The organism is Streptomyces sp. NPDC029169 (assembly GCF_055563935.1).
In genome coordinates, this window is sequence record NZ_JBVHXA010000004.1 from 1 (window position 1) to 26263 (window position 26263).

17 protein-coding genes are annotated in these 26263 nt (G+C 74.4%); 5 read left to right on the forward strand and 12 right to left on the reverse strand.

Features of this window, described 5'->3' with window-relative positions:
- Positions 1-125: 125 nt before the first annotated feature.
- Genes ACZ4VI_RS09230 through ACZ4VI_RS09245 form a run of 4 tightly spaced genes read right to left on the reverse strand, consistent with a single transcriptional unit; the run spans position 126 to position 4472 of the window.
- Complete coding sequence (locus ACZ4VI_RS09230; RefSeq protein WP_467998119.1) at positions 126-728, reverse strand: GTP-binding protein; 603 nt, start codon at positions 726-728, stop codon at positions 126-128.
- A complete protein-coding gene (locus ACZ4VI_RS09235) occupies positions 709-1170 on the reverse strand; it encodes a DUF742 domain-containing protein (protein WP_467998121.1) in 462 nt (153 codons plus the stop codon). The genes ACZ4VI_RS09230 and ACZ4VI_RS09235 overlap by 20 nt, the downstream gene beginning before the upstream one ends.
- 12 nt (positions 1171-1182) lie before the next feature.
- Positions 1183-1635, reverse strand: a complete 453-nt coding sequence (locus ACZ4VI_RS09240) for a roadblock/LC7 domain-containing protein (RefSeq protein ID WP_467998123.1) — start codon at positions 1633-1635, stop codon at positions 1183-1185.
- Positions 1632-4472 (reverse strand): nitrate- and nitrite sensing domain-containing protein, encoded by a 2841-nt coding sequence (locus tag ACZ4VI_RS09245; RefSeq protein WP_467998125.1) that lies wholly within the window; start codon positions 4470-4472, stop codon positions 1632-1634. Before ACZ4VI_RS09245 ends, ACZ4VI_RS09240 begins: the two co-directional genes overlap by 4 nt.
- Before the next feature lie 429 nt (positions 4473-4901).
- Between ACZ4VI_RS09245 and ACZ4VI_RS09250 the strand changes: the two genes are divergently transcribed.
- Entirely contained in the window at positions 4902-5324 is a 423-nt protein-coding gene (locus tag ACZ4VI_RS09250; protein WP_467998127.1) for a hypothetical protein, read from the forward strand.
- A gap of 133 nt (positions 5325-5457) precedes the next feature.
- Here the strand turns inward: ACZ4VI_RS09250 and ACZ4VI_RS09255 are convergent, their stop codons facing one another.
- The 4 genes from ACZ4VI_RS09255 to ACZ4VI_RS09270 form a co-directional block, all read right to left on the reverse strand.
- The gene (locus ACZ4VI_RS09255; RefSeq protein WP_467998129.1) at positions 5458-10431 is read right to left on the reverse strand and encodes a coiled-coil domain-containing protein; all 4974 of its coding nucleotides are present in this window, start codon (positions 10429-10431) and stop codon (positions 5458-5460) included.
- Between the two features lie 32 nt (positions 10432-10463).
- Positions 10464-11372: a hypothetical protein gene (locus ACZ4VI_RS09260; RefSeq protein ID WP_467998130.1), complete on the reverse strand. Its 909-nt coding sequence runs from the start codon at positions 11370-11372 to the stop codon at positions 10464-10466.
- A 601-nt stretch (positions 11373-11973) separates the two neighbouring features.
- On the reverse strand, positions 11974-13500 hold the full coding sequence (locus ACZ4VI_RS09265; RefSeq protein ID WP_467998131.1) for a hypothetical protein: 1527 nt from the start codon (positions 13498-13500) through the stop codon (positions 11974-11976).
- A 75-nt stretch (positions 13501-13575) separates the two neighbouring features.
- Positions 13576-14301 carry a GntR family transcriptional regulator gene (locus ACZ4VI_RS09270; RefSeq protein WP_467998133.1) on the reverse strand — a complete coding sequence of 242 codons (726 nt, stop codon included), beginning with the start codon at positions 14299-14301 and terminating at the stop codon, positions 13576-13578.
- A 173-nt stretch (positions 14302-14474) separates the two neighbouring features.
- Between ACZ4VI_RS09270 and ACZ4VI_RS09275 the strand changes: the two genes are divergently transcribed.
- From ACZ4VI_RS09275 to ACZ4VI_RS09290, 4 genes are all read left to right on the forward strand, one after another.
- Positions 14475-15755: an MFS transporter gene (locus tag ACZ4VI_RS09275; protein WP_467998135.1), complete on the forward strand. Its 1281-nt coding sequence runs from the start codon at positions 14475-14477 to the stop codon at positions 15753-15755.
- 77 nt (positions 15756-15832) lie between these two features.
- Positions 15833-16597 carry a LamB/YcsF family protein gene (locus ACZ4VI_RS09280; RefSeq protein ID WP_467998813.1) on the forward strand — a complete coding sequence of 255 codons (765 nt, stop codon included), beginning with the start codon at positions 15833-15835 and terminating at the stop codon, positions 16595-16597.
- Positions 16594-17229 carry a 5-oxoprolinase subunit PxpB gene (gene pxpB, locus ACZ4VI_RS09285; protein WP_467998137.1) on the forward strand — a complete coding sequence of 212 codons (636 nt, stop codon included), beginning with the start codon at positions 16594-16596 and terminating at the stop codon, positions 17227-17229. Before ACZ4VI_RS09280 ends, pxpB begins: the two co-directional genes overlap by 4 nt.
- Positions 17226-18089 (forward strand): 5-oxoprolinase subunit C family protein, encoded by an 864-nt coding sequence (locus ACZ4VI_RS09290; protein WP_467998139.1) that lies wholly within the window; start codon positions 17226-17228, stop codon positions 18087-18089. Before pxpB ends, ACZ4VI_RS09290 begins: the two co-directional genes overlap by 4 nt.
- Positions 18090-18102: 13 nt before the next feature.
- Here the strand turns inward: ACZ4VI_RS09290 and ACZ4VI_RS09295 are convergent, their stop codons facing one another.
- From ACZ4VI_RS09295 to ACZ4VI_RS09310, 4 genes are all read right to left on the reverse strand, one after another.
- The gene (locus ACZ4VI_RS09295) at positions 18103-21690 is read right to left on the reverse strand and encodes a hydantoinase B/oxoprolinase family protein (protein WP_467998140.1); all 3588 of its coding nucleotides are present in this window, start codon (positions 21688-21690) and stop codon (positions 18103-18105) included.
- Entirely contained in the window at positions 21687-22556 is an 870-nt protein-coding gene (locus ACZ4VI_RS09300; protein ID WP_467998142.1) for an SGNH/GDSL hydrolase family protein, read from the reverse strand. Before ACZ4VI_RS09300 ends, ACZ4VI_RS09295 begins: the two co-directional genes overlap by 4 nt.
- Before the next feature lie 653 nt (positions 22557-23209).
- Entirely contained in the window at positions 23210-24490 is a 1281-nt protein-coding gene (locus ACZ4VI_RS09305; RefSeq protein ID WP_467998143.1) for a glycosyltransferase, read from the reverse strand.
- On the reverse strand, positions 24487-25614 hold the full coding sequence (locus tag ACZ4VI_RS09310; protein WP_467998145.1) for a glycosyltransferase family 4 protein: 1128 nt from the start codon (positions 25612-25614) through the stop codon (positions 24487-24489). The genes ACZ4VI_RS09305 and ACZ4VI_RS09310 overlap by 4 nt, the downstream gene beginning before the upstream one ends.
- Positions 25615-26263 lie beyond the last annotated feature (649 nt).

The window sequence follows — 26263 nt, forward strand, 5'->3', positions numbered from 1 at the left end:
GGGGGGGGGGGGTGGGGGGGGGGGGGGGGGGGGAGGAGGGGGGGGGGGGGGGGGTGGGGGGGGGGGGGGGGGGGGTGCGCCCCCCCCCCCCCCCCCCCCCCCCCCCCCACCGCTGTTTCCGCGCGTCAGGTGGTCACGGGCGCGCCCTCGCCTGCGAGGACGAGGGCGTGCTGGACGACGGCCACGAGGACGTTCTTCACGGACTCCCGGTCGCGCGCGTCGCACATCAGCAGCTCGACCTCGGGGTCGAGGTCGAGGGCCCCGCGTACCGTCTCCGCGGGGAACCGCCGGGCGCCCTCGAAGCAGTTGACCGCCACGGTGAACGGGATGCCTCGCCGTTCGAAGTAGTCGATCGCCGCGAAGCTGTCCTCCAGACGGCGGGTGTCCGCCAGGACGACCGCCCCGAGCGCGCCCTGGGCCAGCTCGTCCCAGAGGAACCAGAAGCGGTCCTGGCCGGGCGTGCCGAACAGGTACAGGACGAGGTCCTCGCGGAGCGTGATCCGCCCGAAGTCCATGGCGACCGTGGTCGTCGACTTGTTCTCCACCCCGTGCAGATCGTCGACGGGCCGGCCGGCCTCGCTGAGGATCTCCTCGGTGCGCAGGGGTCTGATCTCGCTGACGGCGCCGACCAGCGTCGTCTTACCCACCCCGAAACCGCCCGCGACCAGGATCTTCAGGGTCACCGGCTCGACAAGCGGCTTCTTGTGGCTAGAGCGCCCGAAGGCCATTGATCACCTCGCGGAGAATGCTCACGTCCGGCAGCTCGGCCGGCGGAACGGGACGGGTCACATGGACGAGTTCGTCCTCGACGAGATCGCCGATGAGGACCCGGACGACCCCGACGGGGAGGTCGAGCCCTGCGGCGAGTTCGGCGATCGACTGGGGCGTGTCCGAGCAGCGCTCGACGATCTCCACGTGTTCGGGGGAGAGCGTCTGGTCGCGGCCCGGGTCGTCGGCGGCCGGTTCGGGCACCACCACGGCGATCAGGTCGAGGCGGTGGCGGGTGGCAGCGCTGGTCCGGCCGCGGGTCATCGCGTACGGACGGACCACAGGACCGGCCTCGTCGTCGAACCAGTGGTGGGCCGGTTGCGGCCCCTGGTCCCACGACTCCGTGTCAGGGGCGCCGTCGGTCCTGGGCCGGGCGATGCCCTCAGTCGTGCCGTCAGTCATGAGTCCCCCCACTCACCCTCCGGTGGACAGCCCGGAGCGAGGCGCCGTCCCCAGGTGGATGCCGACCCGCTTGACCATCAGCGTCATCTCGTAGGCGACCTGGCCGACGTCCGAGTCGGCGTCCGCGAGCACGGCGAGGCAGCTGCCGTCGCCCGCCGCCGTGATGAAGAGGAACGCGTCCTCCAGTTCCACGACGGTCTGGCGGACCTTGCCCGCCTCGAAGTGGCGGCCGACGCCCTTGGCGAGGCTGTGGAAGCCGGAGGCGACGGCGGCCAGGTGCTCGCCGTCCTCCCGGGTCAGGTCCGCGGAGGCGCCGGTCGCGAGTCCGTCGCTGGAGAGCACCAGTGCCTTGCGGATGGATGCGACCCGCTGGACCAGCTCGTCGAGGAGCCAGTTCAGCTCGCCGTTTCCGTTTCCGCTTCCGTTTCCGGAGGTGTGGGTTGCTGCGGCGTTCGGTGCGGTCATCGACCGTCCCCCTCGGGTGTCGTTCCTGGTGCTGTCGTCTCGGCGTTCTGCCGACGTCCGCGCTGCCAGCCGCGCTGCATCGATGCCATGCGGTTGCGCACTTCCTCGGCGTCGCGCTCGAAGTCCGTGACGGCCGGTTCGGTCGAGCCGGTGGACGCCGCGGAGTCGGTGCGTTCGCCCGTCTCGCGCAGCTGGGGCGCGAGGCTCGCCTGGCGGACCCGGCGGGGCAGCCCGCCGAACGGCACAGGGCCGTCGGGCGGTACGGGAACGAGCGTGGGCGGCATGCCCGGTGTCCCGGTGCCGGGTGCCGGGGTGCTGGGTGTCCCGGTGCGGGCTACCGGGTTGTCCGATGTCGGGTTGTCCGATGTCGGGGTGCCCGATGCCGGGGTGCCCGGTCCAGCCGTCCTCGGTGCTTCGGCGTCCGGGGCGGAGACCGGGTGGGCCCGGCCCGGCTCGTCGATCCGGCGGCCGTGGTCCACGACGAGGGTGGGCGGGCGGCGGCGCCGGGGCAGCGGAACGGGGCCACGGCCGTGGGCCCGGTCCGGCGACTGGTCCGGGGCCTGCTGGTGCTGATCGCCGTCCCGGGCGGGGGCGAGGCCGCGGCGGTGGCCACGGGGGCGGAAGAGGCCGCCGCGCTCGCTCTCGGTGTCCTCCAGGTCCGCGGCGGACGGGTCGAGCAGGACGTCGAGGCCCGCGGTGCCGAGAGGTGCTTCGAGCTCGACGGGTCCGTCGAGGGGGACGTCGCGAACGCCGTCGAGCACGCCGTCGAGCGAGTCGTCGAGCCTCCCGTCGAGGAGGGAGGCCGCAGCGCGCCGGGGGCCGGGGGCGGGCACCTTGGTGAGCGCGGGGCGCCCCGGCTGGTCGGCCGTGCCGCTCTGCCGGCCCTGGGGCCCGCGGTCCAGGGCCGTACGGTCCAGGCGGAAGCCGGCACCCTCGGTCTCGGGGGCGTCGGTGAGCAGGGCGGCCGGGATGAAGACGACCGCGGTGGTCCCTCCGTACGGCGAGGGCTGCAGCGAGACCCGGACGTTCTGGCGCTGGGCGAGCCGGCTGACCACGAAGAGGCCGAGCCGGTCGGTGTCGGAGAGCTCGAACTCGGGGGTCTCGGCGAGGCGGAGATTGGCGTCGAGCAGCAGGTCGGGGTTCATGCCGAGGCCCCGGTCGTGGATCTCCAGGGTGAAGCCGTTCGCGACCCGCTCTCCGAGTACCTGTACGGCGGTGTGCGGGGGCGAGAACACGGTGGCGTTCTCGAGGAGTTCGGCGATGAGGTGGGTGAGGTCGGCGACGGCGGGGCCGCCGACGCCGAGCCGGGGCAGTCGGCGTACCTCGATCCGCTCGTAGTCCTCGACCTCGGCGACCGCCGCGCGCACCACGTCCATGAGCTGCACCGGCTTGCGCCACTGCCGGGAGGGCGCGGCGCCGGAGAGGATCACCAGGCCCTCGGCGTGGCGGCGCATGCGGGTGGTCATGTGGTCGAGCCGGAACAGGTCGGCGAGTTCCTCGGTGTCCTCCGTGCGCCGTTCCATCGTGTCGAGCAGGGTCAGCTGGCGGTGCAGCAGGACCTGGTTGCGGCGGGCCAGGTTGACGAAGACCTCGGAGACTCCGCGACGGAGCTCGGACTGCTTGACGGCGGCCTCCACAGCGGCCCGCTGGAGGGTGTTGAGGGCCTGCCCGACCTGACCGACCTCGTCGTCCTCGTACCGCAGATGCGGCACCTCGGTCTCGACGTCGACGAGCTCTCCGGCGGCCAGGCGGCGCATCACGCTGGGCAGGCGTACGCCGGAGACCTCCTGGGCCTCCTTGCGGAGCCGGCGCAGGTCCCGGATGAGGTCGCGGCCGACGCGGACGGAGACGACGACGGAGACGAGGAGGGCGAGGAAGCCGAGGACGCCGGCGATTCCCGCCTTCAGCAGCACGCTGTAGGCGGCGGGCTGGACGCGGTCCTGGTAGCGGTCGCCCGCGGCGGTGTTCTCCAGCGCCAGGTCGTCGAGGACCGGGGTGGCCCATTGCTCCCACCGCGCCGCGGTGACGATGCGCGGGTCCTGGGTGGGACCGGCGGCGATCAGGTCCTCCTCGGCGCGGCGCAGCGGCTGGGTGTCGGGGCTGCCCCAGTACCTCTCGAACCTCTCGCGATCGGCGGTGGGCAGGACTTCGAGGTTCATGTCGTAGAACAGGTCGCGCTGGGCGATGAGATCGGTGACCGTCCGGATCTCCTCGGCCGTGATGCGCTCGGCGATGAGCGCGGAGAGGACCAGGGCGTCCTCGCGGGCGAGCATCTCGCGGCCGAGGGTGACCCCGACGAGGGCCCGGCCCTGTTTGTCCATCTCCACGTTCTCCAGCGCGTGGAGGGTGGTGAGGAAGGTGTAGCAGGGGTCGACCAGGCGGTTGTAGAAGTCGAGGGCCTGGATCCGGCCGATGCTGCGGTTCTCGACGGAGCGGCGGAGCGCGTCCAGGCCCTCCAGCGCCGTGAGCAGCGAGTCGAGCCGCTGCGAGGCGACCGGCCGCATCTCCTCCCGTACGCCGGACTCGGCGGCGTTCCGCCGGATGAGGGCGATCTGACGGTCAGTGGCCTCGCGCTGGGTACGGAGGGTGGTGAGGGCGTCCGAGGCGCGCGGGTCGGCGAGGTAGATCAGCGACTGGCGGCGTTCCTTCTGGATGACGCGCGCGGTGTCCTCGATCGGGTAGCCGACCTTCTCGACGATGTAGCCGACGTCGAGGAGCTGGTCGGCCTCGCGGCCCGTGAGCACTGTCGCGAAGCCCCAGAGCCCGGTGAGGGAGACGAGCGGTACGAGCAGCAACGCCACGATCTTCCGGCGGATGGACTTCCCGCGAAAGCGCATGGCCTCCCCCAGTTCGGCCGGCCTCCGCCCGGCGCGGAGGTCCTCCTGTGCGACGCGTGGCGTCAACACACAGCGTCAACACATGGCGTCAACCATCAGCTTCAACAATCGGCGGCGCGAGCCTACTACTGCATCACAGCCAACTCGAAGGCACATCCGGGCGATTTTCAGCCTCTCGAGTGAGCGTTGATCATGAGATGTCCCGGTATTCGGGGAGTTGGGATTCGACACTGTGGCGCAGGACACCTGGCCAGAGGTTGCGATCACCTGTAGAGGGGATGGCTGGAAGTGTTCGTTCCGGTACGAAGGCGGGGAAACCTTTTCCCTCTGCCGAGCGTCATTGTGTACGGGGAGGGGTGTGTCCGCGTAAAGCCGCTCAAGACGGGCAGCCACCCCTGAGGACGGGTCAGCGGTGGGGAGTGAGACACGATGGAGCACGAGGCGCGGTCCGCACGGCAGTTGTGGGTGGAGGACGGGAAGGGCCGGCGCCGGTTGCCGGACCCGGTGCGTACCGCCGCCGTACGGGCCGTGATGATCACGTCGATGACACTGATACAGGCGATGGTGGCCTTCCTCTGTGCGGTCACGAGTTCGTGGCTGGCGTTTCCGATGCTGCTGACCACGGTGGGCAGCACGGTCGTGGCAACCTGGAGCGTGCTCGATGTGTGGGTGACGCGTCAGGTGTGGCGGCAGCGGAACGGTGTGGTGTCCGAGCCGAGCAGCGCGGTGCGTCTGTCGCGGCGCGAGCGGCGGCGGGCGCAGAAGACCGCGCGGGTGGCGGAGGGCGATCCGGGGCACGGGGCCGCGGCGATACGACGCGGTGACACGCCCGCGCTGTCCGAGGCGGCCTGAGGTACGGGGCGGGTGACGCCGCCTGAGTACGGGGCGGTTGAAGTGGCCTGAGGTACGTGCCACGTGACGCGGCCTGAGGTACGGGAGTTGAGAACGGCCCGGTCCCCTTGCGGGGCCGGGCCGTTCACCGTACTCACTGCTTCCCGGGCTCCTCCGCCTGCGAGCGGCGGAACATCCGCGTCGCGGTGATCTCGCCGTGGACGCCCTCGTCCTCGGCCGTCGGTTGCGGAAGGCCCGGGCGCAAGTGCTCCTCCACGCTGATGTACTTCAGACCCGCCCGCAGGTCCGCGTCGTTGCGCAGCCGGATGACCAGCGGGAACTCCGCCAGCGCGGTCGTGTCGAACAGGCCGGTGGTGTAGAGCAGCTGGACGCCGAGGGCGTCCGAGACGGCTCGCTGGAGCTCGAGCAGGTACGTGGCGTTGGCGCGGCCGATCGGGTTGTCCAGGAACAGCGTGCCCGCGTGGCGGTGCTTGTCGCGGCCCCGGTCGTTGGAGCGCAGTGCGGCCATCGTGCAGTAGAGCGCGATGGCGGCGGTGAGGAGCTGGCCGCCGGAGAAGACGTCGCCCATCTGTCCGACCGGTACGCGCTCGGCCCGCAGCACGGCGTCCGGCTTGAGAATCTCGACCGCGATGCCACGCGGCTCCAGCGCCGCCTGAACGCCCCGCAGGAGCAGGGACATGCCGTCGCGGCGCATGTCGGAGTTCTTCTTGACGGCGGCGCGGGTCGCCTCGTCGATGACCTCGCCGAGCCGCTCCGTGAGGGTGGCCTGGTCCGGCTCCTCGAAGCGGATGCGCAGGAACTCCTGGCCCGACCACTCGCCGAGCCCCTCGGGCAGCCGGGACAGGCGCTGCGCGGAGCGGAGCGTGGTCAGCGCGGACTCCACCAGGCCGCGCAGCCGGTCGACGATGGAGTCGCGGTTGCGCTCCAGTTGCTCCAGCTCGTCGGTGAGGACGCGGAGCCGGGGCGCGAAGGCCTCGGCCCACTTCGCGGCGTGCTCGGGCAGCGCGGCGGCGGGCAGTTCGCGGATCTGCTGGCGGGCGGGGGTGCGGACCTGTTCGTAGCGGGTCGAGTTGGCGTGCCGGACGAGGATGTCGCTCGCCTCGCGGACGGCCGCGTCGGCCGCGGAGAGCTCGGCGGCGCAGGCGCGCAGCGAGCGGCGGGCATCGGAGGCGGTCTGCCGGGCCTCCTCCAGCGTGCCGGGATACGGCTCGGGTCCGTCCTCCTCGTCCTCCGCGTGGTCGCGGAGGAGGTCACGGAGGAGCGCCGCCGTCTCGTCGAAGCCGCCCGCGGCGTCCTCGGCGGCACGGTGGGCGCGCAGGAGGCTCGCGTGCGCGGTGCGCGCGGCTTCCAGGGCGTCGCTGCGGGCGGCGAGTTCGGCGGTGGCGGTACGGAGCAGGGCCTGGGCCTGCTCGGCGTCGGCGGGGACCAGCTCCTCGGGGAGCTCGGTGTGTGACTCGCCGTCCTCGGGGGCCAGTCGCTCCGCCTCGCCGCGGAGTCGGCCGAGCTTCTCGCTCGCCTCGGACGCGCGGGTCTCCAGCATCTGCACGAGGGACTCGGCGCGGGCGGCGGCGGCCTGACGGGACGGGCCGTCGGCGCCGTCGGTGGACTCCAGGAGCTGCTCGGCGCGGGTGCGGACCTTGTTGGTGAGGCGGTCGAGCTCGGCGAGCGCGGCGGACTCGTCGCTCTCGGCGCGGGCCTGCTCGGCACGGAGATCGGCTCCGACGCCGACCTTCTCGTACAGCTGGGAAGCGGCGCGGTACGCCTCGCGCAGGGTGGGGAGAGCAGCGCGCGGGGCGTCCGGGTCCACCTCGGGGAGCTGGTCGGGGGCGCCGGCGATCTCGGCGCGCTCGGCACGCAGGGCGCGGGCGGTGCGGTGGGCGTCGTCGGCGGCCCGCTGGGCGGCTCGGCGGTCCTCGTCGGCGGCCCGGGCGCGCTCCAGGCAGGTCTGGGCGCGGGCCTCGGATTCGGCGGCGTCGTCGGCCAGTTCGCGGAGCTTGGCCTGCCAGGCGGAGCGCTCGCGCAGCCGGAACGCGAGGCCCGCGAGGGCGTCGGCGACGCGGCGGGCCCGCTGGGCGGCCTCCTGGCGCTCGTCCCGTACGCGGGCGGCGTCGGCGGCGGCCTCGTCGGCCTCCGCCCGTACCGTACGGGCCTCGGCGAGCGTGGCGGCGGCCGCCTCCGCGGTCTCGCGGGCGGCGGCGGCCGCGGCGGCCAGTTCGGCGAGCATGCCGGGCGGGCAGTCGGCGCGCCAGGAGCCGATCCGGGCGGCGAGCGAGCGGTCGCCGGTGAGCCGGGCGGCGAGCGTACGGATCTCCTCGTCGCGCGCGGCGGCGCGGGCGCGCAGGGCGTGCCGCTCCTCGTCGGCGGCGTGCTCGTCGTGCATGGCGGGGTTCGGCGGTACGAGGAAGACACCCGCGTCATCGCCGGACTCGGGGCTCGGTACGGGCGCCAGCAGAGCGGCGGCGGTGCCGACGGCGACGGTGGAGCGCGGGAGCAGGGCGGCCGTGCTCAGCACCTCGCGGGCACGGGCGTACGAGACGGGGTCGGTGATCACGACACCGTCGACCAGCTCGGGGCGGGCGGCGAGGACGGCGGCGTGGTCGGCGGGGTCGACGGCCTGGGCGAGGTAGCGCCAGCCGGGGAGGGCGGGGATGCCCTGCTCGCCGAGGTACTCGACGGTGGCGAGCACGTCCGGGCCGGGCGGCAGCAGTCCGCCGTCGCCGAGGGCGCCGAGGATGCGGGAGTCGTCGGCGGCGGCGGTGCGCAGGTCGAAGAGCTGCCGCTCGGCGGAGGCGATGGACTGGTCGAGCAGCCGCCGCAGTTCGTCGGCGTACCGGTCGAACTCGGTGACGCTGAGCGGACCGTGGGTCCCTTCGGGACCGGAGGCGACGTCATGAGGGCCCCGAGCGCCGGGCGCCGGACGTCCGCCGGCGGAGCCGTCCGGCACGACGAGCCCGAAGGCGGCGCCGGGGGCGTGGGCGGCGCCGGGGCCGTGGGCGGCGCCGGCGGTGCTGGTGCCCGCGTCAGTGCCGGTGGCGGCATCGTTGCCCGTGGCGGCGGCGGTGCCCGTACCAGCGCCGGCGCCGGTACCCGTGCCGGAGGCGTCTCGGGCATCGGCTTCGGCGTTGGCGTGGTGTGCGGCCTCGCTACGGGACCCCGACCGGCCGGAGGCCGGTGTGCCGGGGGTTCCGGCATTGGCGGGGTTCAGGCCGGTCACGCCCGTGGGCTCCCCCGCGCGCTGGCCCGGGAGGGGGGTGGGCGGCTGGGGCGGCAGGCTGAGGAGTTCGGTGAGGCGGTTGTCGGTGGCGAGGGTCTCGGCCGCTCGGCGTTCCGCGTCGTAGGCGTTCTCGGCGGCCTCGGCCGCGTCCGTGGCGCGGGCCGCGGCGAGTTCGGCGCGGGACTCGGCGGCCGCTGCCTCGCGGGCGCGGTCGGCCGCCGCGCGGGCGGCGTCGCGGGCCACGTCCCAGGCGGCGACCGTGGTCTTCTCGGCGTCGCTCGCGGCGAGGGCCGCGCGGGCCGGGTCGGCGTCGGGGGCCGCGTCGTCGAGCCAGCCCGCCCGTACCGCCTCCGCGGTCTCCTGCTCGACCTCGGCGAGGCGCTGGCGCAGGTGCCCGGCCTCGCTGCGGGCGCGCTGGGCCTCGGTCGCGGCGACGGTGGCGTCGCGGTGGGCGGTCTCGCCGGCCTCCTGGAGGGCCGCGGAGCGCTCCTCCTCCTCGGCGGCGTGGCGTTCGCCGTCCTCGGCGGCGGCGTGCAGGGCCCGTACGAGATCGGCGGCGGCCTCGGCGCGCGCGGCGAGCGCGGGGGCCGCGTCCCGCTCGGCCTCGCGGATCGCGGCGGCCACGCGCGCGGAGCGGTCGCCCGCGGCCCGGTGGCGGAGCACGGCCTCGGCGGCCTGCCAGGCGGCGTGCAGCGTACGCGCGTCGGTGAGTTCGCGCCGCTGGGAGGCGGCGCCCTTCTCGGCCACGGTCAGAGCCAGGGAGGCGTGCCGGTAGGCGAGTTCGGCCGCGATGAGCGAGCTGCGGCCGCGAGCGGCCTCGGCCTCGGAGACGGCGTGCGCGGCGGAGGTGACCTGCTGGGCGAGTTCGGCGGTACGGGCGCGTTCCTCGGTGGCGCGTGCGGAGAGGCGGCGGGCGAGCGTACGGGTGCGGCGCTCGGCCCCGGCGTGGACGTCACGCGCGTGTGCCCGGGTGCCGGCGGCCTCGACGATGCGGCCGAGGAGGTCGACGGAGCCCGCGGTGAAGTCGCGTTCGGCGGTGAGTTCGGCGCGCCGGCCGAGCTTGTTGCCGAAGCCGCTGACCAGGTCGGCGAGTCCGTCGGTGTCACGGGTGTCCGTGACGGCCCGCAGGAGCAGGTCGGTGAAGTCGGAGTCCTTCTTCACCGCGAAGAGGCCGGCCGCCTCGCCCTCGTCGGCGTTCATCTCCCGCTGGTAGCGGAAGAGTTCGGGGTCGAGCCCCAGGTCGCCGAGGTGCTCGTTCCAGCGGTCGTGGATCTCCTCCCAGTAGACCTCCAGGTGCGGGTACGCCTTGCCCGCCTCCGTGATCGCGTCGCGGAAGCCCTTCATGGTTCGGCGGCGGCCCTGCGCGCCGGACGCCCCCTCGACGGGAGGGCGTACGGACGTGGCCTCCGCGACGGGCAGGTTGTCCAGGCTCAGGCCCGGGCCGGGGCGGAAGGAGTACCACGCCTCGGCGAACTTCCGCGGGTCGTTGGACACCTGGCGTCCGCGCCACTCGCTCGCCTTGCCGACGACGACGAGTTCACTGGTGAGGGTGTGCTGCCACTCTAGGGCGACGTGGCCGCAGTCGTCGGCGAGCAGGAACTTGCGGAGCACCCCGGAGCTGGCGCCGCCGAGCGTGTTGCGGTGGCCGGGGAGCATGACCGAGAAGATCAGCTTGAGGAGGACGGACTTGCCGCCGCCGTTCTCCAGGAAGAGCACGCCCGCGGGGGCGGGGCGGCGCGGCGGGCCGACCGGCTCCTCCTCGAAGAACTCCGCCTGGGTGGGGGCGGGGTGGGGCACGGGCGCGCCGACTCCGCGCAGGTCCAGGACGGTGTCGGCGTAGCGCGCACCGGCGGGACCGATGGAGTAGAGGCGGACCCGGGACAGCTCGTACATGGCGGCGGACTCTCGTCGTTTTCGGGAGGTTGTTACGCGTGGAAGGGCAGGCCGGCGTCGGCGGCGAGCTCCAGGTCGTCGCCCTCGGGCGGCGGCAGGAGGGTCGCGGAGCCGTCGCTGACGGGTACGACGCCGAGGTCGAGGAGCTCGGCCATGGCGGCGCTGCCTGCCATGTCGCGGACCTGGAGCTGGTAGCGGGCGGTGGTGCGGTAGGCGCCGCCCGCGTCGTCGCCGGTGCGCTGGAGGAAGCCGGAGTCGGTGAGGAAGGCGACGGCCTTGCCGACGATGCCGGTGGTGGAGCCGGCGAGGCGGCGGGCGTCCTTGGTGGCACCGGTGGCGCTGCGGCGGGCGTAGATCCGCCAGGCGGCCTCCAGGCCGGGGGCGTCGGAGGCGGGGTCGGTGTTCTCGCCCTGCTCCTCGGCGCGCTCTTCGAGGCGGCGGCAGGCCTGGCGTACGAAGGCGTCGACGCCGTTCACGGTGAGGCGGCCGATGTAGCCGTCGTCGGCGAGGTCCTCGGGGCGGGGGAAGGCCATGGCGGCGACGGCGAGGTGGGCGAGGCCGTGCAGGAAGCGGTCGGCGGAGTCGGTGGAGGCGCGGCGGGCGTAGTCGCCCATGCGGACGGCGAAGACGGAGTCCTCGCCGGCGGTGACGGCCATGCCCGCGCGCGGGGATACCTCCAGGACGACGAGTCCGAGGCCGGTGGCGACGGCGTCGGCGAGGCGCGCGAAGGCGGGGTCCTCGCGGTAGCGCCGGAGCAGCTCGGTGTACTCGGCGTCGCGGGCGGGCAGCAGCTTGGGCTGGAGCCCGAACGACACGAGCCGCGCGGCGTCGGCCGCGTCGGCGGGGGTGACGGCGTGGGGCGCGGCGGGGGTGACGACGTGGGTGTGAGGGGGCTCCGGCTCGCTCCACGCGTCGGCGTGCTCGGCGTGGTGTTCGCTCACGGCTGGGGCTCCTCGGTACGGGTGGTCGGTGGTGCGGTGGGCTCGGGGCGGGGCAGCGGAAGGCGGACGGGGATCACCCTCACCGCGGGCCGCCGGGGCGGGGTCGGTGCGGACTCGGCCCCGCGCGGGCCGGTCAGCCGCATGGCCCGCACGTACGGAGCGGGACTCCGCCGAACCGGCGCGAACGCCGGCACGACCCCCATCACCATGGCAGGGCTCACCATGCCAGGGCGCGACGCCACGTCAGCGACTGCCGGGTCCGCGCCGGGCGCCGGGTCCGCGCCGGGCGCCAGCGCAGCCGGGGCCGAGCCTGCGGCGGGGGCCGGGGCCAGGTCCGCGACAGGCGCCAGCGCAGCCCGGGCCGAGGCCGCGGCGGGTGCCGGCTCGGCCGGGGCCTGGGCCGCGGCGGGCGCCGCATCCGCAGCCTGAGCTGCGTCCGGGGCAGGTGCCAGGGACGGACCCGAGGCTTGTGCCGCATCCGCAGCCTGTACCGCGTCCGGGGCAGGTTCCTGCTCCGAGGCAGGGGCCGGGCGCGCCGCCGCCGTGCTCGAGGTGGACGTCCTCTTCGCGGCCGGGTCCTGGGGCAGCGGGTGGTTCGTGGTCATGAGGCCTCCGTGCGGGCCGCTGCCATGCCCCGTGCGTCCAGGAGCGCCGTGCCGACTATCAGGTCGGCGCCGCCGAACTCCGGGTCGTCGAGGGCGGTGCCGTCGTCGACCGCGAAGAGCAGGCGCTCCTCGCCCTGGCGGTACGCCGTGCCGACCGGGGGGCTTGCCGCGTGGACGGCGAGGAGGGCGACCAGGTAGGGGAGGTCGGGGTCCCGGAGGCGGGCCTCGGCGAGCAGGCCGGAGAGACGGCGCGGGGCGTCGTGCTCCAGGTCGAGCAGCTCCATCGCGCTCGCCAGCTGCTCCTCGCTGAAGCGGCTGTCGTCGGGCGTGGCGATCAGGTCCGGCTCGGGCATCTCCGCGCCGAGGTGCTCGCGCTCGACGGGCGGGGTGAGGAGCATGTCCACCAGGTCGCCGACCCGCACGGACGCCGGGGTGCGCAGTCCCGTGCCCCGGGCGAAGAACGCGTCCGTGACCTTGATCGCCTGCTCCACGGGGAGCGGCAGGATCGGCGCCACCAGCTGCCCGTACAGATCTATCCCGGTGTACGACGTGGGCGCGGCGAAGGCCTGGCGGTCCTGCTCCGCGCGGAACAGCGGGCCCGCCTCCAGGAGGCGGGACTGGAGCTGGGTATGGCGGCGGATGCAGTCCTTGACGATGTCCACGAGCTCGGCGGCACGGCGCTTGTGCTCGGGGTCTTCGGCCTCGTCGCGGGCCTTGCGGATGTTGGTGAGGATCGCGTTCTCGTGACGGTAGCGGTCAGCGACGTGGTCGAGCGCCTCGGCGATCATGTCCGGGACAGCCTCCAGCCAGTCCACCGCGCGTACGTTGCGCCGGGTCGCCTCCAGGGTCTTGCGGAGGGTCTCGGCGTACTGCACGGTCCGGTACCGCGCCTGCTCGGCGGCGAGCTGCGCGTCGGCGAGCCTGCCCCGGCTGATCAGGACCTCCAGCTTGACCTCGGCGGCGATCTGAGCGCTGGTGACGTCGGTGTCGAGGGCGCCGACGAGGACGTTGACCGCTTCGTCCGTCGTACGGAGGTAGACCCCGCCGCCGTAGCCGGGGACCTCTTCGATCAGCTTGAAGTCGTAGTCGCGGCGGGTGTAGACCCCGTCGGCGCCGAACGTGCCGTAGACGGCGCGGAAGCCGCGGTCCACGCTGCCGACGTTGATCAGGTTCTCCAGGACCCAGCGGGCGACCCGCTCGTGCTCGGCGGCGGGGCGGGCGGGGGCCTGGGCGGCGACGCGGGGCAGCAGGCGCGAGACGATCTGCTCGTGGTCGGCGCCCGTGTCGAAGTCCATGTTGAGTGTGACGAGATCGATGGCGGCGAGGGCGACCTCGGCCATCGCGTAGACCGAGTACTCACCGGCCAGCATCGCCTTGCGCGTGTCCAGGTCGTGCAGCGGGGCGGTGCATGCGAGCGCGCGGAGGCGCCGCGCGAGCCCTTCGTCGGCGGCCGGACCCTGCGCGGGCCGCGGCCCCGCGCTGAGCTGGGGCGGAACGAAGTCCGTCGAGGCAGGCGAAGTCACGGTGCACAGATTAGGTCCTCGAACTGACAACGGTCGAAACGGCGCAGATGCGACCCCGCCGGTCAGGAGGACGTGTTAGTCCGTGTCCGGGGTCTCCGGCTCGTCGACGGCCTTCGCGTACACCTCGACGATCCGGGTGCGGGAGTCGTCGAGGTAGCGGGCGAGGAGACGTTCCGCGGTCGCGCGGTCGCCGGCGAGCAGGGCTTCCAGAATCTCCCGGTTTCGTACGAGATAAGGCTCGTGCAGTCCGCGGGGGTCGTCCACGACGTGGAAGGCGAGGCGGAGTTCGGCGAGGACGCCCCGCATCAGCTCGTCCGTGCGCGCACTGCCGGCCAGGGCGACCAGTTCACGGTGGAAGTGGATGTTGGCGGTGGAGACGCCCTTCCAGTCCTTCGCCCGGGCCGCCGCCTCACCCTCCTCGACCGCGGCGACGAGGCCGTCCAGGGCGAACGGCGGCCGGCCCAGGCCCCGGACGACGGCGCATTCGACGAGGCCGCGGGTGCGGTAGATGTCCGCGACGTCCTCGACGGCCAGGACCCGGACGAACACGCCCCGGTTGAGCTCGTGGACGAGCAGCCGTTCATGGGTGAGCAGACGGAACGCCTCGCGCAGCGTGTTGCGGGACACCCCGAGCGCGCCGCCGATGCTGTCCTCGGAGAGCCGGGTGCCGGGCGGGAAGAAGCCCTCGGCGATCCGGGTGCGCAGGATGTCGGCCACCCGCTCCGCCGTGCTGGTCCGCCCGAGCAGCGCCCGGTCGTCGGCGAGTTCGCCGAGTTCACCGCTACCGCCGATTCCGCCCACCGTGCCTCGTTCCTCTCGTCGTTCGCGGCCGAGTCAATCGCAGGTCCTTCCCGGAAACAAGAACGTGACGACATACCTCTTGTCGGATCGTTCAACGATCCCCTACCTTGGCGACACCGCACGGTCCTTCAGTACGTCTCTCAGGCACGCTCCTCCCCCTCTGCGAGGTGCAGATGAGTACGACACAGACCCAGCAGCAGACCCAGGGCGAACGGCCCGACGACATGGGCGCGTTCGCCTGGCTGCGCGCCCTCGGGCCGCGCGGCCGGCGCGCCTTCGGCGGCGCGTTCGGCGGATACGCCCTGGATTCCTACGACTTCTTCACGCTGCCGCTCTCGATGGTGGCCATCGCCGCCTATTTCAGCCTGGACAAGGGCCAGACCGGTCTGCTGACCACGGTCACCCTGGTCGTCTCGGCGATCGGCGGCGCGCTGGCCGGCATCCTGGCCGACCGCATCGGCCGGGTGAAGGCGCTGATGATCACCGTCATCACCTACGCGCTCTTCACCGTCCTGTGCGGCTTCGCGCCCAACTACGAGACCCTGATGGTCTTCCGCGCACTCCAGGGCCTCGGCTTCGGCGGCGAGTGGGCGGTCGGGGCGATCCTGGTGGCCGAGTACGCCTCCGCCAGGCACCGGGGCCGTACGCTCGGCGGCATCCAGAGCGCGTGGGCGGCCGGCTGGGCGCTCGCGGTGATCGTGTACACCCTGGTCTTCCAGTTCGTCGACGCCGACATCGCCTGGCGGGTCATGTTCTGGACGGGCTCCCTGCCCGCGCTGCTCGTCGTCTACGTCCGCCGGAACGTCGAGGACGCCCCGCAGGCCGCCGAGATCCGGCGCACCTCGGCCGAACGCGGTTCGTTCACCGCCATCTTCAAGCCGTCCCTGCTGCGCACCACGCTCTTCGCGGTGCTGCTCTCGACCGGTGTCCAGGGCGGCTACTACACCCTCGCCACCTGGGTGCCGACCTTCCTGAAGACCGAGCGCGGACTGACGGTCGTCGGCACCGGCGGCTATCTGACGTTCCTGATCTCCGGGGCCTTCATCGGCTATCTGACCGGTGGCTATCTCACGGACCGGCTCGGCCGGAAGAAGAACATCGCGCTCTTCGCCGTCCTTTCGGCGCTGTCCGTCCTCGCGTACACGAACATCCCCTCCGGGGCGAACACGCTCCTCCTCGTCCTCGGATTCCCGCTCGGCTTCTGCATGTCGGCCATCTTCAGCGGGTTCGGCTCCTTCCTCGCCGAGCTGTACCCCACGGCGGTACGGGGCACGGGGCAGGGCTTCACGTACAACACGGGCCGTGCCGTGGGCGCGGTCTTCCCGACCCTGGTGGGCTTCCTCGCCGAGAGCTGGGGCGTCGGCGGCGCGCTGGTCTTCGGCGCCGTCGGCTACGGTCTCGCGGTCCTGGCGCTGCTCGGTCTGCCGGAGACGCGCGGAAGGGAACTGGTATGACGCCCACCGCAGTTCTCGACCCCTGACGGCACACGCGCCCCCCGCACCACCGCACGACCAGGGAAGGAAGGATGACCATGACCCGGGCCTCGATCGACCTCAACGCCGACCTCGGAGAGGGCTTCGGCCGCTGGACGCTCACCGACGACGAAAAGCTCCTCTCCGTCGTCACCAGCGCCAACGTGGCCTGCGGCTTCCATGCCGGGGACGCGGTCACCATGCGCCGCGTCTGCGAGCTGGCCGCGGCGAGAGGCGTACGCATCGGGGCCCAGGTGTCCTACCGGGACCTGGCCGGTTTCGGGCGGCGCTCGATGGACGTCCCCGCTGACGAGCTGGCGGCCGAGGTCGCGTACCAGATCGGCGCGCTCGACGTCTTCGCGCGGGCGGCCGGGTCGCGGGTCTCGTACGTCAAGCCGCACGGCGCGCTGTACAACCGGGTGGTCCGCGACGAGGAGCAGGCGGCGGCCGTCGTCGACGGGGTGCTTCTCGCGGGGAACGCGCTGCCCGTGCTCGGGCTGCCCGGCTCGCGGCTCCACCGGGCCGCCGAGAAGGCAGGTCTTCCGGTGGTGGCCGAGGCCTTCGGCGACCGGGCGTACACGGCGGACGGCTCCCTGCTGCCGCGGAGGCAGGAGGGTGCCGTGGTCACCGATCCGGCGGAGGTCGTCGAACGGTCGGTGTCCATGGCCCGGTTCGGGGTCGTCACCGCCCACTGCGGCCGTTCCGTAGCCGTGCGGGCGCGCTCGCTCTGTCTGCACGGGGACACCCCGGGCGCGGTGGGCCTCGCCCGGCGGGTGCGCGCCCAGCTGGAGGCGACCGGAGTCCGGGTGGAGGCGTTCGCATGAAGGCGCGGCGGGTGTACCGGGTGGGCGAGCGGGCGCTGCTCGTCGAGCTGGGGAGCGGTACGGAGACGGAGGCGTTCCACGCCGAGCTGCTGCGCCGGCGGGCGGGCGGTGCGCTGCCCTCCGTACGGGAGATCGTGCCGGCGGCGCGGACGGTACTCCTCGACGGGGTGGACGCGCCGGATCTGCTGGCGGGTCAGTTGCGGGAGTGGACGATTCCGCCGCTCCACGCGCGCGTGGAGCGGGCCATCGAGGTGCCGGTCCGCTACGACGGTCCCGATCTGGCCGAGGTCGCCGCGCTGTGGGGCGTGTCCGTGGAGACGGCGGTCCGTATCCACTCGGCCACCGAGTTCCGGGTCGCGTTCTGCGGGTTCGCGCCGGGCTTCGGCTATCTGACCGGGCTCGCCGAGCAGTACCAGGTGCCGCGCAGGACCACTCCGCGCACGTCCGTCCCGGCCGGTTCGGTCGCGCTCGCGGGGCCGTACACGGGCGTGTATCCGCGCTCCTCCCCCGGCGGCTGGCAGTTGATCGGCTCCACGGACGCGGTGCTGTGGGACGCCGGCCGCGAGCCCGCCGCACTGCTCACGCCCGGTGCGCGGGTGCGCTTCGTGGTGGAGAGCGTGGAGCGCCGGTGACCGATCGCGCCTTCGCCGTCGTACGGGCCGGAGCGCTGACCACCGTGCAGGACCTGGGGCGGTCCGGGTACGCGCATCTGGGTGTGCCCCGCTCCGGGGCGCTCGATCCGGGGGCGGCCCGCCTGGTGAACCGTCTGGTGGGCAATCCGGAGGACGCGGCGGTCCTGGAGACGACGGTCAACGGGTGCGCGGTACGGCCCCGGTGCGCCGTCACGGTCGCCGTGGGCGGCGCTCCGTGCCCGGTCTCCGTCGACGGGCGGCCGGTCGCCTGGGGAACGGCGGTACGGGTCGAGGCCGGGGCGCTCCTCGACATCGGCGCGGCCGTACGCGGCCTGCGCGCGTACGTCGGGTTCGGCGGCGGGATCGCCGTCGAGCCCGCCCTCGGCAGCCGCTCCACCGACCTGCTGTCCGGGCTCGGCCCGGCACCGCTGGCGGACGGGGCCGTGCTGCCGCTGGGAGCGGAGTCGGCCGTACGGGGGCCGGCCGACGCTCCCCCCTGGCCGGGCCCGCCGGACGAACTCGTCCTCCGGGTACGGCTCGGCCCACGCCACGACTGGTTCACACGTGGGGCGCTCCACACCCTGGCCACGCGCGCGTACCGGGTGTCCGCGGCGAGCAACCGCATCGGCCTGCGCACTGAGGGGCCGCCCCTGGAGCGGGCGGTGACCGCCGAACTCCCCAGCGAAGGCATGGTCCTGGGCGCGGTGCAGGTACCGCCGGACGGACGGCCCGTCATCTTCCTCGCCGACCACCCGACGACCGGCGGCTATCCGGTGGTGGCGGTGGTCCGGGAGCCCGACCTGGCCGCGGCGGCGCAGGCCGTACCGGGGACGGTGGTCCGCTTCGTACCGCTGGGCTGAGACACGGCCGCCTTCAGGGGCTGCCGTAACCGCCGCCGCCCGGGGTCCGGACGACCAGGACGTCGTCCGGGCCGACGTCGGTGGTGTCGACTCCGTCGAGGTGCTGGACCGTGCCGTCGGTGCGTTCGACCAGGTTCTCCCCGAGCGCCCCGGGCTCCCCACCGGCCATCCCGTAGGGCGGGACCCGGCGGTGGCCGGTCAGCAGGGCCACGGTCATGGGGGCGAGGAACCGGATCCGGCGTTCGACGCCCTGCCCGCCGCGCCACCGTCCGCTGCCGCCGCTGCCCTTCCGTACCGCGAAGGAGTCCACCCGGACCGGGTAGCGCCACTCCAGGATCTCGGGGTCGGTGAGCCGGGAGTTGGTCATGTGGGTCTGGACGGCGTCGGCCCCGTCGAAGCCGTCGCCCGCGCCGGAGCCGCTCGCCACCGTCTCGTAGTACTGCACGCGCGCGTTGCCGAAGGTGACGTTGTTCATCGTGCCCGAGCCCTCGGCCTGGACTCCGAGGGCCGCGTAGAGGGCGCCGGTGACCGCCTGGGAGGTCTCCACGTTCCCGGCGACGGTCGCCGCCGGGTAGGAGGGCGCGAGCATGGAGCCGGGCGGCACCAGGACGTCCAGGGGCTCCAGGCAGCCGCTGTTGAGGGGGATGTCGTCGTCGACAAGGGTGCGGAAGACGTACAGGACGGCGGCCATCACGACGGAGGTCGGCGCGTTGGCGTTGCCCGGCAGCTGCGGCGAGGTACCGCTGAAGTCCAGGACCGCGGAGCGCCGTTCGCGGTCGACGCGGACCGCTACCTGGACGACCGCGCCACCGTCCGTCTCGTAGCGGTACGAGCCGTCCCGGAGGCCGGCCACGATCCGCCGTACGGACTCCTCGGCATTGGCGCGCACGTGCCGCATGTAGGCGTGGACGACGTCGAGGCCGAACTGGTCGACCATCTTGCGCAGTTCCTCGATGCCCTTCTCGTTGGCGGCGATCTGGGCGCGCAGGTCGGCGAGATTGGTGTCCGGGTCGCGGGAGGGGTACTGGGCCTCGGTGAGGAGCGCCCGGGTCTCCTCCTCGCGCAACCGCCCGTCCCGTACGAGCAGCCAGTTGTCGAAGAGGACGCCCTCCTCGTGCACGGTCTTGCTGAAGGCGGGCATGGAGCCGGGGGTGATCCCGCCGATCTCGGCGTGGTGGCCGCGCGAGGCGACGAGGAACAGCAGCCGGTCGCCCGCGTCGTCGAAGACCGGTGTGACCACGGTGATGTCCGGCAGGTGGGTGCCGCCGTGGTACGGGTCGTTGATGGCGTAGACGTCACCGGGGCGCAGGGTGTCGCCCCCGCGCCGCAGCACCTCCTTGATGGACTCGCCCATGGAGCCGAGGTGGACGGGGATGTGGGGCGCGTTGGCGATGAGGTTGCCCTCGGGATCGAACAGGGCGCAGGAGAAGTCGAGTCGCTCCTTGATGTTGACGGAGTGGGCGGTGTTCTCCAGGCGGACGCCCATCTGCTCGGCGATCGCCATGAAGAGGTTGTTGAAGACCTCCAGGAGGACCGGGTCGACGTCCGTGCCGACCGCCACGCGCCCGGGGCGGGGTGTCGCGCGGGTGAGGACGAGGTGTCCGCCGTCACCGGCCTCGGCCTGCCAGCCGGGGTCGACGACGGTGGTGGCGTCGGCCTCGGCGAGGATCGCGGGTCCGGTGACGGTGTCCCCGGGGCGCAGGTCCTCCCGGCGGTACAGCGGGGTGTCGGCGGCGGTGCGGCCGCTGAGCATCCGTACGGTCGCCCGGGGTGTGAGCTCCCCTCTCCGTTCTCCCGCCTCGACGGCGACGGGCCCGTGCGGTCCGGCGAGCCCCACGGCCTCCACGGAGACGGCCTCGACGACGAGCGGCCGGTCCATGGTGAAGGCGTACCGCGCGCGGTGGACGGCCGTGAACGCCTCTCGCATCTCGTCGGCGGAGGCGAGGTCGACCTGGAGGCTCGAGTCGGTGCCGGCGTAACGCAGGAGCACGCGCGCGTGGGTGGTGATCGCGGAGTCGGGCAGTCCGTCCGCGCGGAGCTCTTCCGTGGTCCGCGCGGCGAGTTCGGAGCAGAGGTCTCGCACGCGCGCGTGCGTCCCCTCCGCGTCGAGCTCGGCCTCGACCGACTGCTCCCGCATGGCGGTGGCGTCGGCGAGCCCGATGCCGTACGCGGACAGGACACCGGCCAGCGGCGGTACGAGGACGGTGTCGACGCCCAGGGCATCGGCGACGGCGCAGGCGTGCTGGCCGCCTGCGCCGCCGAAGCTGGTGAGGGCGTAGCGGGTGATGTCGTGGCCGCGCTGGACGGAGATCTTCTTGACCGCGTTGGCCATGTTGAGGACGGCGATCTCCAGGAAGCCGGCGGCGACCTCCTCGGGGGTGCGGCCGCCGCCGATCTCCTGGGCGAGCGCGGTGAACTTCTCCCGTACGACGGTGTCGTCGAGCGGCTGGTCGCCGTCCGGTCCGAAGACGGCCGGGAAGTGGGCGGGCTGGACGCGGCCGAGCATCACGTTGGCGTCGGTGACGGTCAGCGGGCCGCCGCGGCGGTAGCAGGCGGGGCCGGGGACGGCGCCCGCGGAGTCGGGGCCGACGCGGTAGCGCTGGCCGTCGTAGTGGAGGACGGAGCCGCCGCCCGCGGCGACGGTGTGGATGTTCATCATCGGGGCGCGCATCCGGACGCCCGCGACCTGTGTACCCAGTTCACGCTCGAACTCGCCCGCGTAGTGCGACACATCGGTGGAGGTGCCGCCCATGTCGAAACCGATGACCCGGTCGAACCCGGCCTGTCCCGAGGTGCGGGCCATGCCGACGACGCCGCCGGCCGGTCCGGACAGGACGGCGTCCTTGCCCCGGAAGTGGGCGGCCTCGCGCAGGCCGCCGTTGGATTGCATGAACATCAGCCGGATTCCGGCGAGTTCGCGGGCCACCTCGTCGACGTAGCGGCGGAGGATCGGGGAGAGATAGGCGTCGACGACGGTGGTGTCGCCGCGGGGCACGAGTTTGATCAGCGGGCTGACCTCGTGGGAGCAGCTGACCTGGGTGAAGCCGAGGTCGCGGGCGCGGGCGGCGATGCGGCTCTCGTGGTCGGGGTGGCGGTAGCCGTGCATGAGGACGACGGCGGCGGATCGGAGGCCGTCGCGGTGGGCGGCCCGCAACTCCTCGGCGACGGCGTCCTCGTCGAGCGGCCGCACCACCCGGCCCTGGGCGTCGACCCGCTCGGGGACCTCGATGACGCGCTCGTAGACGGCCTCGGGGAGCACGATGTGGCGGTCGAAGAGCCGGGGCCGGTTCTGGTAGGCGATGCGCAGGGCGTCGCGGAAGCCCTCGGTGACGAGGAGGACCGTCGGCTCGCCGCGCCGCTCCAGGAGGGCGTTGGTGGCGACGGTCGTGCCCATCTTGACGACGGCGACGCGGTCGGCGGGCACCGGCTCGTCGGGGCCGAGCCCGAGGAGGAGGCGGATTCCGGCGACGGCCGCGTCGTGGGGGCGGGCGGGGTCGTGGGAGAGCAGCTTGCGGGTGACGAGCCGCCCGTCGGGCCTCCGGCCCACGACGTCGGTGAAGGTGCCGCCACGGTCGATCCAGAACTCCCAGCGTCCGGTCATTCCCCCATTGTGGCCACCGGGGCGTCCAGGGACACGGCCGCGAGCGCGGCGGTCAGGGCGTGTTCGGCCCGCTGGTCGAGCCGGTCGTCGGTGCCGCGCGCCCAGTGGCGCAGCTCGGCGCCCGCGAGGTGCATCAGCTGGGGCAGCAGGTCGGTGCAGCGCCGGAGCACCCAGCCGGTGCCGGCGGTGGCGAGCCAGAGCACCGCCTCCGTACGGGTGGGCGGCGCCTGCTGGGGGTCGGGTGAGGGCGGCGTGCCGTGGGCGAGGCCGCGGGCGGCGAGGAGCGCGTGGAACCGGGCGGCTATCGCCCGGTGGCCGCGCTCGCCGGGGTGGAGGCGGTCGGCGCTCCAGAGGGACCGGTCGTCGGTCCAGGCGCTGTCGGCGAGATGGAGGTGGACGGAGTCGTAGCGGGTGGAGAGTGCGTGGACGAGGGTGTTGACGGCCTTCTGGCGCCGGGCGAGCGGGCGGGCGAGCGGCGCGGGGAGGCCGAGCATGCGGCCGGGGTCGGGGAGGCAGGCAGTGAGGAGTACGGCTCCGCTCGCGGTGAGGTCCGCGCAGACGCGGTCGAGGCGGCGGGCGAGCTGTTCGATGTCGAAGGTGTGGCGCAGGGTGTCGTTGACGCCGACGACGACGGAGGCGAGGTGGGGCCGGAACGCCAGGGCCTCGGGGGTCTGTCGCTCGGCGACCTCGCGGCTCTGGGCGCCGCTGACGGCCAGGTTCCGGAAGTCGAGCCGCTGCCCGGGCCCCGCGAGCCCGTCGGCGAGCAGGGCGGCCCACCCGCGCCAGGCACCGCCGACGCGGTCACCGACGCCCTCGCTGAGCGAGTCCCCGAGGACGGCGAACCGCAACACCCCGGTCTCGGCCACGCCCGCCGTCCGGGCACCCCCGGGAACAGCCCGCCGGGGCGCGGGCACCGGACCCACGCGCGCGTGCCCGCTGATCGCCGGTGTGCCCCCGACACCCCCGGCTTCGACGACCGGCCGTACCGGACCAGGCACGTCTACGGCCCGGGGAGAGCCCGATGCTCCGGCGGTGCCCGCCGATCCGGGTGGACCGGAGGTCCCGGCGGTAGTCATCGTCTCGGGGGCACCCGAGGGACCGGCGGGGGCCGACGATCCGGGCGTGTCCGACCCCTGGTCGGCGGTGGCTGCCTCGGGTGTACCTGACGGACTGGCGGGGACCAGCGCGTCTGTCGTCCCGGGAGGGCCCCACGGCCCGGCGCGGCCCGCCGATCCGGGTGGACCGAACACCCCGGCGGCAGCCACTGTCTCGGGGGCACCCGAGGGACCGGCGGGGGCCGACGATCCGGGCATAGCCGCCGTCCCCGAGGCAGCCGTCTTCTCGGGCGCATCCGGCAGCCCGGCCGCGGCCACCGATCCGGGCGTAACCGGCCTTCCGGCGGGGAGCGTCGATCCGGGTGTGTCCGACCTCTCAGTCACTGCCCCGGGCGTACCCGACGGACCGGCGGGGACCAGGGGTTCGTCCGTTGTGGGTGCCGTGCCCGGTGGGGCCGTTGTCGTCATGGGCGGGCCCCCTGCGGCGGGACGAGGATCGGGGTCGGGGTCGCGTCGTGGGCGTGGAGGAAGGCGGCGATCGAGCGGTCCCAGCCGAAGAGTTCGGCACGCGCGCGTGCCGCCGCGCGGCGCGGGTGTTCCGGGTGGGCCAGTACGGTGCGGACGGCCGCCGCGAACGCGGCCGGGTCGTCCGGGGCGCAGGCGCCCGCGTCGCCGATGACCTCGGGGAGCGCGGAGGAGGCGCTGGCCACGACCGGGGTGCCGCAGGCGAGGGCCTCCAGCGCCGAGAGGCCGAAGGTCTCCGCGGGCCCGGGGGCCAGGCACAGGTCGGCGGAGGCCTGGAGGTCGGCCAGGGCCTCGCGGTCGGGGACGTGCCCCAGGAAACGCACCGGGAGCCGTTCCTCCCGCGCCCGCCGCTCCAGGGCGCCCCGCAGCGGCCCGTCGCCCGCCACGGCGAGCACGGCCCGGACTCCCTGGGCCCGCAGGTGCGCGAGGGCGTCCAGGGCCGTGCCGGGTCGTTTCTCCACGGAGAGCCGCGAGCACATCAGCAGCAGCACCCGCTCGCCGTCCACGTGCTTGGCCCGCAGGACGGTACTGCGCCGCCCCGGCCGGCAGCGGTCCAGGTCCACGCCGAGCGGCGCGCGCAGCACGTTGCGGGCCCCGATCCGTACGAACTCCCGCTCCGCCCACTCGGTCGTGCAGACGATCCGCGAATACGCCCACGCCGTACGGCGGTTGAGCCGGTCGGCGGCACGGGCCGCGGCGGCCTGCGGCACGCCCCAGGTACGCAGGACGCCGTCGGCGGTCTCGTGGGAGACCATCACCGAGGGCACCCTGGCCCGGCGCGCCCACTCCCCCGTCCAGCGCAAGGTCGTACGGTCGGAGACCTCGATGCGGTCCGGAGCGAGTTCCTCCAGGAGCCGGCGGACGCGGCGCCGGTCGGCGAGGACGCGGTAGCCGCCGGTGCCGGGCAGAACGGGACCGGGGAGGGTGATGATCCGCCCCTGGTCGGTGACTTGGTCGCTCTCGACGTCGCCGGGGACGATCAGGACGGGCTCGTGCCCGGCGGCGCGGTAGCCGCGGCCGAGCTGTTCGAGGGCGGTGCGCAGACCCCCGGACGTGGGGGTGACGAAGTTGGCGAGCCGGACGATGCGCAGGGGCCTCGGCCCGGGTGTCGCGGGGCCTGTCGCCGGGCCTTCCCCCGGGCCCGTCGCCGAGCCTGCCGCCCGGCCTGCCGCCCGGCCTGCCGCCAGCCCTATCCCCGGGCCCGTCGCGGAGCCTCTCATGCCGCCACCGCCGTCCGCTCGCGCAGGACCTCCAGGTAGTGACCGACCAGCTCGTCGCCGACGGCCTCCCAGGTCCGGCCCTCGACGGCCGCCCGGCCCGCCCGCCCGTAGGCGGCGCGCAGGGCCGGTGCCTCGGCGAGGGAGGCCACGGCGTCCCGTAGCGCGGTGATGTCGTCCGGCGGGACGAGGAGACCGGTACGGCGGTGGTCGACGAGGTCCAGCGGGCCGCCGGCGGCCGGGGCGACCACCGGGACACCGCTCGCCATCGCCTCCTGCACGGTCTGGCAGAAGGTCTCGTACGGGCCGGTGTGCGCGAACACGTCCAGGGAGGCGAAGATCCTCGCCAGGTCGTCGCCCGTGCGGCGGCCGAGGAACCGGGCTCCGGGGAGGGCGGTGCGCAGGGCCGGTTCGCTGGGTCCGTCGCCGACGACCACGACCCGTATGCCGGGCAGTCCGCACACGCCGGAGAGCAGTTCGACCCGCTTCTCGGCGGCGAGGCGGCCGATGTAGCCGACGAGGAGTTCGCCGTTCGGGGCGAGTTCGCGGCGCAGGGCGTCGTCGCGCAGTTCGGGGCGGAAGCGGACGGTGTCGACGCCACGTCGCCAGAGCCGGATACGGCCGATGCCGTGCGTCTCCAGGTCGCGCGCGGCGGCGGTGGACGGGGCGAGGGTGCGGTCGGCGGCGCCGTGGACGGTTCGCAGCCGGCGCCAGGCGGCGCCCTCGCCGGCGCCCATGTAGGTGCGGGCGTACCCGGCGAGGTCGGTCTGGTAGACGGCGACGGTGGGCAGTCCGAGGCGGGTCGCGGCGGCCATGCCGCGTACGCCGAGCACGAAGGGGCTGGCCAGGTGGACGACATCGGCGCGGTGCGCGGCGATGGCGGTGGCGAGGCGGCGGCTGGGGAGGGCGACGCGCACCTGGGGGTAGCCGGGCAGGGGCAGGGACGGTACGCGCACGACGGGGCAGGGCGCGTCGGCGTCCGGGGCGTCGGTCGCTCCGGCGACGGCCGGGGCGATGACGAGCGGGTCATGGCCGCGGCGGACGAGGTGGCGCGCGGTCTGCTGGGCGCAGTGCGCCACACCATTGACATCGGGTGGGAAGGATTCGGTGACGATGACGACACGCATACCGGTGTTGTCGTCGCGCCCGGCGTGTTCCCGCCGACGGGGATCTGGACACCCGGGGAACGTCCCATGAGCGTTTGCCTCCTCGCGCGGGCTCCCTGTCTCGGGAACCGGTGCCGCCCTGCCCGACGAGCCGCCGAGGACCGGCCCGGCGGCCGGGGAACGCCACCGGAGGAGCCGCCGGAGCCGCAGCCCGTTGGCGCGCCATCCCTATGGACCGGTCCCACCGGCCGGCCCAGGCCGGGACGCGGGCCGGCCCACGTCCCGGGGCGTGGCCACGGGTGGTCCTCGGGCCCCCGTCACGGGAACCGTGGCGCGCCCGCCGGGGTTCGTCGGCGCCGCCGGTCGTCGGCGACGCCCCGGCGGCCGGGGTGCGGGACCGGCGGCCGGGGCGCCGGTGGGCGCGGCGCCCCTCGGGCGCGGCCCGGCGGCCGAGGCGCCGAAGAGCGCGGCACCGGCCGGAGTGCGGCCCCGGGGGCCAAGGCGCCAATGGGCGCGGCGCCGCTCAAGGCGTGGGCACGGCGGCGCGCAACGCAGGCGGCCGGGCGTCCGCGGCCGCCGCGCCCCGGGCGCGGCCCCGGCGCCGGCGAGGGCGCCACGCCGACAACGGCGCGGCCCCAGCGGCCCGAGCGGCGGCCCGCGGCGCCGGCGG

What these genes read in the sequence shown, in the direction of transcription:
- ACZ4VI_RS09230 (WP_467998119.1), bottom strand. Translation starts at nt 728, where the DNA reads ATGGCCTTCGGGCGCTCTAGCCACAAGAAGCCGCTTGTCGAGCCGGTG.
- ACZ4VI_RS09235 (WP_467998121.1), bottom strand. Translation starts at nt 1,170, where the DNA reads ATGACTGACGGCACGACTGAGGGCATCGCCCGGCCCAGGACCGACGGC.
- ACZ4VI_RS09240 (WP_467998123.1), bottom strand. Translation starts at nt 1,635, where the DNA reads ATGACCGCACCGAACGCCGCAGCAACCCACACCTCCGGAAACGGAAGC.
- ACZ4VI_RS09245 (WP_467998125.1), bottom strand. Translation starts at nt 4,472, where the DNA reads ATGCGCTTTCGCGGGAAGTCCATCCGCCGGAAGATCGTGGCGTTGCTG.
- ACZ4VI_RS09250 (WP_467998127.1), top strand. Translation starts at nt 4,902, where the DNA reads ATGGAGCACGAGGCGCGGTCCGCACGGCAGTTGTGGGTGGAGGACGGG.
- ACZ4VI_RS09255 (WP_467998129.1), bottom strand. Translation starts at nt 10,431, where the DNA reads ATGTACGAGCTGTCCCGGGTCCGCCTCTACTCCATCGGTCCCGCCGGT.
- ACZ4VI_RS09275 (WP_467998135.1), top strand. Translation starts at nt 14,475, where the DNA reads ATGAGTACGACACAGACCCAGCAGCAGACCCAGGGCGAACGGCCCGAC.
- ACZ4VI_RS09280 (WP_467998813.1), top strand. Translation starts at nt 15,833, where the DNA reads ATGACCCGGGCCTCGATCGACCTCAACGCCGACCTCGGAGAGGGCTTC.
- pxpB (WP_467998137.1), top strand. Translation starts at nt 16,594, where the DNA reads ATGAAGGCGCGGCGGGTGTACCGGGTGGGCGAGCGGGCGCTGCTCGTC.
- ACZ4VI_RS09295 (WP_467998140.1), bottom strand. Translation starts at nt 21,690, where the DNA reads ATGACCGGACGCTGGGAGTTCTGGATCGACCGTGGCGGCACCTTCACC.
- ACZ4VI_RS09305 (WP_467998143.1), bottom strand. Translation starts at nt 24,490, where the DNA reads ATGAGAGGCTCCGCGACGGGCCCGGGGATAGGGCTGGCGGCAGGCCGG.
- ACZ4VI_RS09310 (WP_467998145.1), bottom strand. Translation starts at nt 25,614, where the DNA reads ATGCGTGTCGTCATCGTCACCGAATCCTTCCCACCCGATGTCAATGGT.